Source organism: Streptomyces sp. ActVer (genome assembly GCF_027270795.1).
In the GTDB taxonomy this organism is placed as follows: domain Bacteria; phylum Actinomycetota; class Actinomycetes; order Streptomycetales; family Streptomycetaceae; genus Streptomyces; species Streptomyces umbrinus_A.
In genome coordinates this window covers 45250-56867 of the sequence record NZ_JAPWHT010000011.1, presented here as the reverse complement: position 1 = coordinate 56867, position 11618 = coordinate 45250, and the positions used below count along the sequence as shown (strand labels likewise).

Sequence of the window (11618 nt, the reverse complement as noted above, 5' to 3'; positions counted from 1 at the left end):
GGGGCGCTGGCGGGGCTGGTGGCGGTGGTGCGGCCGACGACGGGGAATGGGTCCGGCGCCGGAACCGGGAGCATGAGTGCGGGTGCGGGTAAGGGCCCGGGTGGCGGGGGCCCCACGCCCTCCTCCGCGAGTGACACCGCCGCCGGGGTCCACCTCGCGGCGTACGCCCTCGGCACCGGGCAGGGCTTCGTGCTGGGCGTGGCTGCCCCGCGCCGCGATCCCGGCGACCACACGATCGCGTCCGTGGGGGCCGTGCTCCTCTCCCTCCTCACCGGGGAGCACCAGAGCAGCACGGGTGCGGCGCGCTCCTCGGCCCTCGTACGGCTATTGCTGGGCGCCGCTCCGGAGGAGGTCGCACCACTGCTGGGCGGGGGTGAGCGCTGGGTGGTGGTGCACGCGCGGCCGGACGGTCCGGCGCCGGACGCCGTGACCGCGTCCGCGCTGGGGGCGGCGCTCGGTTCGGCGCTGGTGGATGTGGACGGTGACGTCGTACGGGTCCTCGTGCCCGCGGGTCACCGTGAACCGGCCGTCCAGCAGGGCTGGACGTGCGGGGTGAGCGCCCCGGTGGGCGCGCAGGAGTGGGCGTCCGCGGACACGCAGGCGGCGCGCGCCCTGTCCCGCGCGAGAGCGACCCGAGCCCGTCTGGTCCGCCACGGCGAACACCCGGGCCTCGCCGACCTGGTCGCACCGTCCGAGGCCGCGGCCCACGCCCGTACGGTGCTGGCCCCCATCACCGCGAACCCCGCCCTCACGGAGACCCTCCGCACCTGGCTCTCCCTCCACGGCAGTTGGGACCGCACGGCCGTCGCCCTCTCCGTCCACCGCAACACGGTCCGCCAACGCATCACCCGCTGCGCGACCCTCCTGTCAACAGACCTGGACGACCCGGACGTCCGCATGGAGCTGTGGTTCGCGCTGCGGCACGCGTAAGGCGGCGTCGTCCTCAAACGCCGTACGGGCTGAAAGGCAGGGGCGCAGCCCCGCTTTTCAGGGGCGCGGGGAACTGCGCGACAAGCCACTCACCACCCGCACCCGGCACACAACCCCACCCACCCCACTCCACCCCGCCCCAAACCCCGAGTGACCCATGTCCCACGGTTCGATACACCGGCGCCACCCAGCGGAGCGCACCGGCAGAATGGGGGGCATGCCGATACCCGGGACCCCCAGCCGCGCCGACCTCGTAGACCACCTCGTACGGACGCGAATCGCGGGCGACGTAGCCACCCCCCGCGAGAACAACCTCTCCCACTACCGCAAGCTGGCGAACGGCGACCGCAACTACTGGCTCGGCCTGGAGCTCGGCGACCGCTGGACCGACGAGCAGGACGTCCTCGCGGTGATGGCCGAGCGGTGCGGCGTGAACGACGACCCCGAGTACCGCTACGGCCAGGACACCATCGACCCGGACCTGACGGTCGACGCCCTGGAGCGGATGGCCGGCCGGCTGCGCAAGGCGGCCGCGGGCAAACAGCGCGTGCTGTTCGCGACGGGCCACCCGGGCGGCCTCCTCGACGTGCACCGCGCCACCGCCGCCGCCCTGCGCTCCGCCGGCTGCGAGATCGTCGTGATCCCGGACGGCCTGACCACGGACGAGGGGTACGTCTTCCAGTTCGCGGACGTCGCGGTCCTGGAGCACGGCGCGACGCTGTGGCACACCCACTCGGGCGAGCCGATGCGCGCGATCCTGAAGGGCCTGGAGGGGGCCGGCCGCCCCCTGCCGGACCTGGTCGTCGCCGACCACGGCTGGGCGGGCTGCGCGGGTCAACTGGGCGTCGACTCCATGGGTTACGCGGACTGCAACGACCCGGCCCTGTTCCTCGCGGAGTCCGAGGGCACGGTCCAGGTGACCGTCCCCATGGACGACCACGTCACGAGCCCCCGGTTCTACGACCCGATGACGGCGTACCTGCTGGACGCGGCGGGCCTCACGGACACCGACGCCGAAACCGACACGGACGCGGAGACCGGGACAGAGGCCAAGAGCAACTGAGCCTCCTCCGCCCGCGCCCGGCAGGGCCCCCTCGGCCCGCCGGCGCCGTCACCGCGGAACGCGAACCACACCCTCCTGGATCACCGTGACCGCCAGCCGCCCGTCCTGCGTGTAGATACGGGCCTGGCCGAGGCCCCGGCCGCCGGACGCGGACGGGGACTCCTGGTCGTACAGCAGCCATTCGTCGGCGCGGAACGGCCGGTGGAACCACATCGCGTGGTCCAGGGAGGCTCCGACGACGTCTCCCGTGACCCAGCCGCCGCGCCCGTGGGCGAGCAGCACGGAGTCGAGGAGCGTCATGTCGGAGACGTACGTGGCGAGACAGACGTGCAGGAGCGGATCGTCCGCGAGCTTGCCGTTGGCGCGGAACCACACCTGGGAGCGCGGCTCGCGGGCCTCCCCGACGCTGGCGAACGGCGGCGCGTCGACATAGCGGAGGTCGACGGCCTCGCGGGCCTCCAACAACCGCTCCAGGACACCCTGTTCGCGGTACAGGTCCATGTACCGCGGCAGCAGCTCGGCCGCCGTCGGCAGGGTCTCCGGATCGGGCGCGGGCGGCATGTCGGCCTGGTGCTCCATGCCCTCCTCGTACGTCTGGAAGGACGCGGAGAGGTGGAAGATCGGCTGGCCGTGCTGGACGGCGACCACCCGGCGGGTCGTGAAGGACCGGCCGTCGCGGATCCGGTCGACGGTGTAGACGATCGGCGCGCCCGCGTCCCCGGCGCGCAGGAAGTACGCGTGCAGGGAGTGGGCGAACCGGTCGTCGGGGACCGTACGCCCCGCGGCGACCAGTGCCTGCGCGGCGACCTGCCCGCCGAAGACTCGGGGGACGACGGCGAACCGGGACTGGCCGCGGAAGATGTCCTGCTCGATCTGCTCGAGGTCGAGCAGATCGAGCAGGGCTTCAAGTGCCTGACTCATGTGTCAGTTGTACCGTGCAGTGATTTCGCGGGTGTTTTCTCGGCTGGTTTCCGGGCCCTACAGACCCATGTCCTTGGCGATGATCGACTTCATGATCTCGCTGGTGCCGCCGTAGATGCGGTTGACGCGGTTGTCCGCGTACAGACGGGCGATCGGGTACTCGTTCATGAAGCCGTAGCCGCCGTGCAGCTGGAGGCAGCGGTCGATGACGCGGTGCGCGACCTCGGTGCAGAACAGCTTCGCGGACGCGGCCTCGGCGGGGCTGAGTTCACCCGCGTCCAGGGCTTCGAGCGAGCGGTCGGCGACCGCCTGCGCGGCGTCCACCTCCGCCTGGCAGGCGGCCAGTTCGAACTTGGTGTTCTGGAAGTGCGAGACCTGCTTGCCGAAGACGGTGCGCTCCAGCACGTACTCCTTGGCGAACCGGACGGCCGCCGCGGCCTGCGCGTACGCGCCGAACGCGATGCCCCAGCGCTCGGAGGGCAGGTTGCCGCCGAGGTAGTAGAAGCCCTTGTTCTCCTCGCCGAGGAGGTCCTCGACGGGCACCTTCACGTCGACGAACGCCAGCTCGGCGGTGTCGGAGGTCTTCAGCCCGAGCTTGTCGAGCTTGCGGCCCACCGAGTAGCCCTCGGACTTGGTGTCCACGGCGAAGAGGGAGATGCCGAAGCGGCGGTCCTCGGCCGTGGGCGCGGCGGTGCGGGCGCAGACGATCACCTTGTCGGCATGCACGCCACCCGTGATGAAGGTCTTGGCGCCGTTGAGGACGTAGTGCGAGCCGTCCTCGGAGAGCTTCGCGGTGGTCTTCATGCCCGCGAGGTCGGAGCCGGTGCCCGGCTCGGTCATCGCCAGCGCCCACATCTCCTCGCCGGAGACGAACTTCGGCAGGAAGCGCTTCTTCTGCTCGTCGGTGGCGAGCGCCTTGATGTAGGGCAGGCCGAGCAGCACGTGCACACCGGAGCCGCCGAAGGAGACACCCGCGCGGGCGGTCTCCTCGTACATCACGGCCTCGAACTTGTACGAGTCGATGCCGGCACCGCCGAACTCCTCGTCCACGCGGATGCCGAAGACGCCCAGCTCGGCGAGCTTGTAGTAGAAGTCGCGCGGCGCCTGGCCGGCCGCGAACCACTCGTCGTAGACGGGAACGACCTCGGCCTCGATGAAGGCCCGGAGGGTCTCCCGGAACGCCTCGTGATCCTCGTTGAACACCGTACGGCGCACCGCCGCCACCCTTCCTTGCGCCTAAACCGGCGCCGCTCTCGCGTACGTGGTTGCTCGCCGTCGGGGTTCCTCAATTGGTGGTTGAGGTCCAATTGGCGATTGAAGTCCAATTGGCGGTTGCGGTCCCGGGTTGGCTAAGCGCTTGCTCATTCACCGTACCGGCGAGTAGGCGGCAGCGTCCAGAGGAGCACCCGCGTAACGCTCGTCACGCTGCGGCGGCCGCGAAGGCGCCTCTCGCCATGCGGTGGAGCAGCTCCGCCGTGCCCGCGCGGCCCGGGAGGGCGCCGGGGCGGCCCAGGTGAGGGGTGGAGTTCAGCAGTCCGAACACCGAGTGCACCGCCGAGCGGGCCGCCGGTTCGGCCAGCTCCGGATAGACCTCGCGGACGACCTCCACCCACAGCTCGACGTACTGCCGCTGCAGCTGCCGTACGAGCTTGCGGTCGCTGTCCCGGAGGCGGTCCAGCTCGCGGTCGTGCAGGGTGATCAAGGGGCGGTCGTCGAGCGCGAAGTCGATGTGCCCCTCGATGAGCGAGTCGAGGAGCGCCTCGGGATTTCCGTCGGACTCCGCCAGCCGGCGTTTGCCGCCGGTCAGCAGCTGCCCGCTGATCCCCACCAGCAGCTCGGCGAGCATCGCGTCCTTGCCGGGGAAGTGCCGGTACAGGCCGGGGCCGCTGATGCCGACCGCCGCCCCTATCTCGTCGACCCCGACCCCGTGGAAACCGCGCTCGGCGAAGAGCCGCGCGGCCTCCTTGAGGATCTGCTCGCGGCGGGTGGGGGCGTCGGTTCTCGTGGCCATGGACGCAATTCTAGACAGGGAGGTTAGCGCTCGTTAACCTGAAGGAAACGCGTTAACGCTCATTAACTTGGTTCATGGACCGACGGCAACTGGTTCATGGACCGACGACAACTCGGCTCACGGGCCGACGACGGCTTGGTTCATGGGCGGCGACGGCTTGGTTCATGGACCGGTGACCACCGGGTGAGGGGACCGCAGAATGCACGAGGCACCGGAGCTGACGACCGCGGGGGACCCCGCGGCGGAGGCCTGGCGGGCCAACGAGGAGGCGCACCGCACGCTCGTCGACGAGCTGCGGGGCAAGCTGGCCGCGGCCCGTCAAGGCGGCGGTGAGCGGGCCCGCGCCCGGCACACCGCCCGCGGCAAGCTGCTGCCGCGCGACCGCGTGGACACGCTCCTCGACCCCGGCTCGCCCTTCCTGGAGCTGGCCCCGCTGGCGGCCGACGGGATGTACGAGGGGCAGGCCCCGGCCGCAGGCGTCATCGCCGGGATCGGCCGGGTGAGCGGCCGCGAGTGCGTGGTGATCGCCAACGACGCCACGGTCAAGGGCGGCACGTACTACCCGATGACGGTGAAGAAGCACCTGCGCGCCCAGGAGGTGGCACTGGAGAACCGCCTCCCCTGTGTGTACCTGGTGGACTCGGGCGGCGCCTTCCTCCCCATGCAGGACGAGGTCTTCCCCGACCGCGAGCACTTCGGGCGGATCTTCTACAACCAGGCCCGGATGTCGGGCGCCGGCATCCCGCAGATCGCGGCCGTCCTCGGCTCCTGCACGGCCGGCGGGGCGTACGTCCCGGCGATGAGCGACGAGGCCGTGATCGTGCGGAACCAGGGCACGATCTTCCTCGGTGGCCCGCCCCTGGTGAAGGCCGCCACCGGCGAGGTCGTCACGGCGGAGGAACTGGGCGGCGGCGAGGTCCACTCCCGGGTCTCCGGCGTCACGGACCACCTCGCGGAGGACGACGCGCACGCGCTGCGGATCGTCCGGACCATCGTCTCCACACTCCCCGACCGCGGCCCCCTCCCCTGGTCGGTCACACAGGGCATCGAGCCGAAGGTGGATCCCGCCGGGCTGTACGGCGCGGTGCCGGTGGACTCCCGCACCCCCTACGACGTGCGCGAGGTCATCGCGCGCGTGGTCGACGGCTCGCGGTTCGCCGAGTTCAAGTCCGAGTTCGGGCAGACCCTCGTCACCGGCTTCGCCCGGATCCACGGCCACCCGGTCGGGATCGTCGCGAACAACGGCATCCTGTTCTCCGAGTCCGCCCAGAAGGGCGCCCACTTCATCGAGCTGTGCGACCAGCGCGGCATCCCGCTGGTCTTCCTGCAGAACATCTCGGGCTTCATGGTGGGCCGCCAGTACGAGGCCGGGGGCATCGCCAAGCACGGCGCCAAGATGGTCACGGCCGTCGCCTGCACACGCGTACCGAAGCTGACGGTGGTGGTCGGCGGGTCGTACGGCGCGGGCAACTACTCGATGTGCGGCCGGGCGTACTCCCCGCGCTTCCTGTGGATGTGGCCGAACGCCAAGATCTCGGTCATGGGCGGCGAGCAGGCCGCCTCGGTCCTCGCGACCGTCAAGCGCGACCAGTTGGAGGGGCGCGGCGAGTCCTGGCCGACGGAGGAGGAAGAGGCCTTCAAGGACCCGATCCGCGCCCAGTACGAGACCCAGGGCAACGCCTACTACGCCACGGCCCGGCTCTGGGACGACGGTGTGATCGACCCGATGGAGACCCGGCAGGTGCTGGGACTGGCTCTGACGACTTGCGCGAACGCCCCGCTGGGTGACCCCCAGTTCGGCGTCTTCCGGATGTGAGGGGACAGACGTGAGGGGACGGACGACGATGTTCGACACAGTACTTGTGGCCAACCGGGGCGAGATCGCCGTACGGGTCATCCGTACGCTCCGGTCGCTGGGCGTCCGCTCGGTGGCCGTCTTCTCGGACGCGGACGCCGACGCCCGGCACGTGCGCGAGGCGGACACGGCGGTCCGGATCGGTCCGGCGCCGGCCGCCGAGAGCTATCTGTCGGCGGAACGGCTGCTGGAGGCCGCGGCGCGGACGGGGGCCCAGGCGGTGCACCCCGGGTACGGATTCCTCGCGGAGAACGCCGACTTCGCGCGTGCGTGCGCCGATGCCGGGCTCGTCTTCATCGGTCCTCCGGCGGACGCCATCTCGCTCATGGGCGACAAGATCCGCGCCAAGGAGACGGTGAAGGCGGCGGGGGTTCCGGTGGTGCCGGGGTCGTCCGGCAGTGGGCTCTCCGATGCCGAACTGGCCGAGGCCGCGCGGGAGATCGGGATGCCCGTGCTGCTGAAGCCGTCGGCGGGCGGGGGCGGCAAGGGCATGCGGCTCGTGCGGGACGCCTCCGTGCTGGCGGACGAGATCGCCGCCGCCCGACGGGAGGCGCGGGCCTCCTTCGGCGACGACACGCTCCTCGTCGAGCGGTGGGTCGACCGGCCCCGGCACATCGAGATCCAGGTCCTCGCGGACGGCCACGGGAACGTCGTGCATCTCGGCGAGCGCGAGTGTTCCCTCCAGCGCCGGCACCAGAAGATCATCGAGGAGGCGCCCAGCGTGCTCCTCGACGAGAAGACCCGCGCCGCGATGGGCGAGGCGGCCGTCCAGGCGGCCCGCTCGTGCGGGTACTCGGGGGCGGGCACGGTCGAGTTCATCGTGCCGGGCGTCACTGTGCCCATCGGGGGGACACCCCCCGAACCCCCCGTGTCCTCGTACTACTTCATGGAGATGAACGCGCGTCTCCAGGTCGAGCATCCGGTGACCGAGATGATCACGGGCGTCGACCTGGTGGAGTGGCAGTTGCGGGTGGCTGCGGGCGAGCGGCTCGCGTTCGCCCAGGACGACGTCACGCTCACCGGGCATGCCGTCGAGGCCCGGATCTGTGCGGAGGATCCGGCGCGGGGGTTCCTGCCGTCCGGCGGGACCGTCCTGCGGCTGCACGAGCCCCAGGGTGACGGCATCCGTACGGACTCGGGGCTGTCCGAGGGCACGGAGGTCGGGTCGTTGTACGACCCGATGCTGTCCAAGGTCATCGCGTACGGGCCGGACCGGGCGACCGCGCTGCGGCGGCTTCGCGGGGCGTTGGCGGGGACGGTGACGTTGGGGGTGCAGACGAACGCGGGGTTCCTCCGGAGGTTGCTCGGCCATCCTGCGGTTGTCGCTGGTGAGTTGGATACGGGGTTGGTGGAGCGGGAGGTTGAGGGGCTGGTTTCGGGCGAGGTGCCGGACGAGGTGTACGAGGCCGCCGCGGCCGTCCGCCTGGACGCGCTGGCCCCTGCCGGCAGCGGCTGGACCGACCCGTTCTCCGTGCCGAGCGGCTGGCGGCTCGGCGGTGAACCGGCGGTACCGGCCTTCGACCTGCGAGTGACGGGACTTGAACCCGTCACTCTCGGGGCGCACCCGGGTGCCGAGGTCACCCTCACACATGTCTCCGTCACCCTCGACGGCGTACTCCACACCTTCCACCGGGCCGGCGACTGGCTCGGCCGGGACGGCGACACCTGGCACGTCCGCGACCACGATCCGGTCGCCGCCTCCCTCACCGGCGCGGCACACGCGGGCGCGGACTCCCTCACCGCTCCCATGCCCGGAACCGTCACCGTCGTGAAGGTGGCCGTCGGGGACGAAGTGGCCGCCGGGCAGAGCCTGTTGGTGGTGGAGGCGATGAAGATGGAGCACGTCATCTCCGCCCCGCACGCCGGCACCGTCACCGAGCTGGACGTCACCCCGGGCACGACGGTCGCCATGGACCAGATCCTGGCCGTGGTGGCGCCGGGCGAGGAAGCGCAGGAGGAGGAGAAGGCATGACCACCCCCGAACTCGGCCTGCCCATGGCCGTACCGGCCGAGGGCCTCCCGGCCCGCGTCCGTATCCACGAGGTCGGCGCCCGCGACGGCCTGCAGAACGAGAAGGCGACCGTCCCGACGGAGACCAAGGCGGAGTTCGTACGGCGGCTGGCCGACGCGGGCCTCGGCACCATCGAGGCGACGAGCTTCGTCCACCCGAAGTGGGTGCCCCAACTGGCCGACGCGGAGGACCTGTTCCCCCTCGTCCGCGACCTGGGCGACCTCTCGGGCACCGCCCTCCCGGTCCTCGTACCGAACGAACGGGGCCTGGACCGGGCGCTGGCTCTCGGCGCGACCCGTATCGCCGTCTTCGCCAGTGCCACGGAGTCCTTCGCCAAGGCCAATCTCAACCGGACCGTGGACGAGGCACTGGCGATGTTCGAGCCGGTGGTCGCGCGGGCCAAGGCGCAGGACGCCCACGTGCGCGGCTACCTCTCCATGTGCTTCGGCGATCCGTGGGAGGGTCCGGTACCCGTACCCCAGGTCGTACGGGTCTGCCGTGCGCTCCTCGACATGGGCTGCGACGAGCTGAGCCTGGGCGACACGATCGGAGTGGCGACCCCGGGGCATGTGGGCCGACTCCTCACCGCGCTCAACGATGAAGGCGTGTCCACGGCCTCCATCGGCGTGCACTTCCACGACACGTACGGCCAGGCGCTCTCCAACACCCTGGCCGCGCTCCAGCACGGCGTCACGACGGTGGACGCGTCCGCGGGCGGCCTCGGTGGCTGTCCGTACGCGAAGAGCGCCACCGGCAACCTCGCCACCGAAGACCTCGTGTGGATGCTGACGGGCCTCGGCATCGACACCGGGGTCGACCTCGACCGTCTCACCGCCACCAGCGTGTGGATGGCCGAACAACTGGGCCGACCCAGCCCGTCCCGCACCGTCCGCGCCCTCTCCCACCAGGAGTGATCCCCATGCCTCTCGACCACCGCCTGTCCCCCGAACTCGACGAACTCCGCCGTACGGTGGCCGACTTCGCGCACGACGTCGTGGCCCCGAAGATCGGCGACTTCTACGAGCGCCACGAGTTCCCGTACGAGATCGTCCGCGAGATGGGCCGCATGGGCCTGTTCGGGCTGCCGTTCCCGGAGGAGTACGGGGGAATGGGCGGCGACTACATGGCTCTCGGCATCGTGCTGGAGGAACTGGCCCGCGTCGACTCGTCCGTGGCCATCACCCTGGAGGCGGGCGTCTCCCTCGGCGCGATGCCGATCCACCTCTTCGGGACCGAGGCCCAGAAGGCGGAGTGGCTCCCGCGCCTCTGCTCGGGCGAGATTCTCGGCGCCTTCGGTCTCACCGAGCCGGACGGCGGCTCGGACGCGGGCGCGACCCGTACGACGGCCCGCCTGGACGAGGCGACGAACGAGTGGGTGATCAACGGCACCAAGTGCTTCATCACCAACTCGGGGACGGACATCACGGGCCTGGTCACGGTGACGGCGGTGACCGGCCGCACCGAGGCGGGCAAGCCGCTCATCTCCTCGATCATCGTGCCGTCGGGAACCCCCGGCTTCACGGTCGCGGCCCCCTACTCGAAGGTCGGCTGGAACGCCTCGGACACCCGCGAGCTGTCCTTCGCCGACGTCCGCGTCCCGGCGGCGAACCTGCTCGGCTCCGAGGGCCGCGGCTACGCGCAGTTCCTCCGCATCCTCGACGAGGGCCGCATCGCCATCGCGGCCCTCGCGACGGGCCTGGCCCAGGGCTGCGTGGACGAGTCGGTGAAGTACGCGAAGGAACGCCACGCCTTCGGCCGCCCGATCGGCGCGAACCAGGCGATCCAGTTCAAGATCGCGGACATGGAGATGAAGGCCTACACGGCCCGCCTTGCCTGGCGCGACGCGGCCTCCCGCCTGGTGGCGGGCGAACCCTTCAAGAAGGAGGCGGCCCTGGCCAAGCTCCACTCCTCCACCATCGCCGTCGACAACGCCCGCGACGCCACCCAGATCCACGGCGGCTACGGCTTCATGAACGAGTACCCGGTCGCCCGCATGTGGCGCGACTCCAAGATCCTGGAAATCGGCGAGGGCACGAGCGAGGTCCAGCGGATGCTGATCGCACGGGAGTTGGGGTTGGTGGGCTGAGAGCCGCCGTACCGTCGTCGGTCTGCGCCGACTCGCCCGCAGACCGACGTCCGGTGTTCACGCGTCGCGCGCGCCCTCTCCGTTGGCGTCATGCGCGCGGACGAAGAACCCGGACGTGTCCAACTCGAAGTCGAAGGGCGCGGGCACGTGCAGCGGCTCACCGAAGGGAACGGAGTGCCGGGACCGATAGCCCTTCGCAGACGGATCCCAGAAGGCGGTGACCTCCTGGACCTGCATGTCGAGCACCAGGTACACGGGCACGACCCGACCGTACGTGTCCAGCTTGTCGAGCCAGTCGGCGTCCTTGGTGGAGTCGGAGGTCAGCTCCGCGGCGAGGGACAGAGCGGCACCGTCGGCATGGCGGCCATCGGCGTCGAACGCTGTCTCGTCGGCGACGTGCAGGTCAGGGCCGAAGCCCCGCTCGGAACCCGGGAAGGTGAAAAGAAACGGCGCCACGTCGACGTCGTGCCCCTCCGGGGCGTGGGGTTGCAGCTGCAGCCGCAGTGACTTCATCACCTTCTTGTGGCGCAGCTTCGACCACGGCGACACGATGATCTTCCCGCGGATGAGTTCGGCCTTGTAGCCGTGAGGTGTGTCCAGCTCCTCGACGATTCGGAGCATGTCCTCGAAGGTTCCAGCCGGAGCGGTGTCTATGGCCGTCGGGCGCTCGGTCATGGTGGTCACCACGGTCCTCCGCTGGTTACAGAGCGTGTCGTGATTCCACGATAGCGTGGGGCCACC

The 11618-nt window shown here is 70.9% G+C and carries 10 protein-coding genes; 6 read left to right on the top strand and 4 right to left on the bottom strand.

The window, feature by feature from the left end; translation table 11 throughout:
- A partial coding sequence (locus tag O3Q52_RS03660; RefSeq protein WP_269647306.1) for a CdaR family transcriptional regulator occupies positions 1 to 930 on the top strand: 930 nt, incomplete at its 5' end.
- Positions 931 to 1147: 217 nt separating this feature from the next.
- Positions 1148 to 1993 carry a phosphatase gene (locus O3Q52_RS03655; RefSeq protein ID WP_269647305.1) on the top strand — a complete coding sequence of 282 codons (846 nt, stop codon included), beginning with the start codon at positions 1148 to 1150 and terminating at the stop codon, positions 1991 to 1993.
- Positions 1994 to 2041: 48 nt separating this feature from the next.
- On the opposite strand, the gene tesB is transcribed toward O3Q52_RS03655, so the two are convergent.
- The 3 genes from tesB to O3Q52_RS03640 form a co-directional block, all read right to left on the bottom strand.
- A complete protein-coding gene (tesB, locus tag O3Q52_RS03650) occupies positions 2042 to 2914 on the bottom strand; it encodes an acyl-CoA thioesterase II (RefSeq protein ID WP_269647304.1) in 873 nt (290 codons plus the stop codon).
- A 57-nt stretch (positions 2915 to 2971) separates the two neighbouring features.
- The gene (locus tag O3Q52_RS03645; RefSeq protein WP_269647303.1) at positions 2972 to 4129 is read right to left on the bottom strand and encodes an acyl-CoA dehydrogenase family protein; all 1158 of its coding nucleotides are present in this window, start codon (positions 4127 to 4129) and stop codon (positions 2972 to 2974) included.
- 205 nt (positions 4130 to 4334) lie between these two features.
- Positions 4335 to 4925, bottom strand: a complete 591-nt coding sequence (locus O3Q52_RS03640; protein ID WP_269647302.1) for a TetR/AcrR family transcriptional regulator — start codon at positions 4923 to 4925, stop codon at positions 4335 to 4337.
- A gap of 199 nt (positions 4926 to 5124) precedes the next feature.
- On the opposite strand from O3Q52_RS03640, the gene O3Q52_RS03635 reads away from it, so the two are divergent.
- The 4 genes from O3Q52_RS03635 to O3Q52_RS03620 are packed head-to-tail and all read left to right on the top strand — an operon-like array spanning position 5125 to position 10877.
- On the top strand, positions 5125 to 6741 hold the full coding sequence (locus O3Q52_RS03635; RefSeq protein ID WP_269647301.1) for a carboxyl transferase domain-containing protein: 1617 nt from the start codon (positions 5125 to 5127) through the stop codon (positions 6739 to 6741).
- Positions 6742 to 6769: 28 nt separating this feature from the next.
- Positions 6770 to 8752: an acetyl/propionyl/methylcrotonyl-CoA carboxylase subunit alpha gene (locus O3Q52_RS03630; protein ID WP_269647300.1), complete on the top strand. Its 1983-nt coding sequence runs from the start codon at positions 6770 to 6772 to the stop codon at positions 8750 to 8752.
- Positions 8749 to 9705: a hydroxymethylglutaryl-CoA lyase gene (locus O3Q52_RS03625; protein ID WP_269647299.1), complete on the top strand. Its 957-nt coding sequence runs from the start codon at positions 8749 to 8751 to the stop codon at positions 9703 to 9705. Before O3Q52_RS03630 ends, O3Q52_RS03625 begins: the two co-directional genes overlap by 4 nt.
- 5 nt (positions 9706 to 9710) lie before the next feature.
- Positions 9711 to 10877 (top strand): acyl-CoA dehydrogenase family protein, encoded by a 1167-nt coding sequence (locus O3Q52_RS03620; RefSeq protein WP_269647298.1) that lies wholly within the window; start codon positions 9711 to 9713, stop codon positions 10875 to 10877.
- A gap of 57 nt (positions 10878 to 10934) precedes the next feature.
- Here the strand turns inward: O3Q52_RS03620 and O3Q52_RS03615 are convergent, their stop codons facing one another.
- Positions 10935 to 11552, bottom strand: a complete 618-nt coding sequence (locus O3Q52_RS03615; protein WP_269647297.1) for a Uma2 family endonuclease — start codon at positions 11550 to 11552, stop codon at positions 10935 to 10937.
- Between the last annotated feature and the right edge of the window lie 66 nt (positions 11553 to 11618).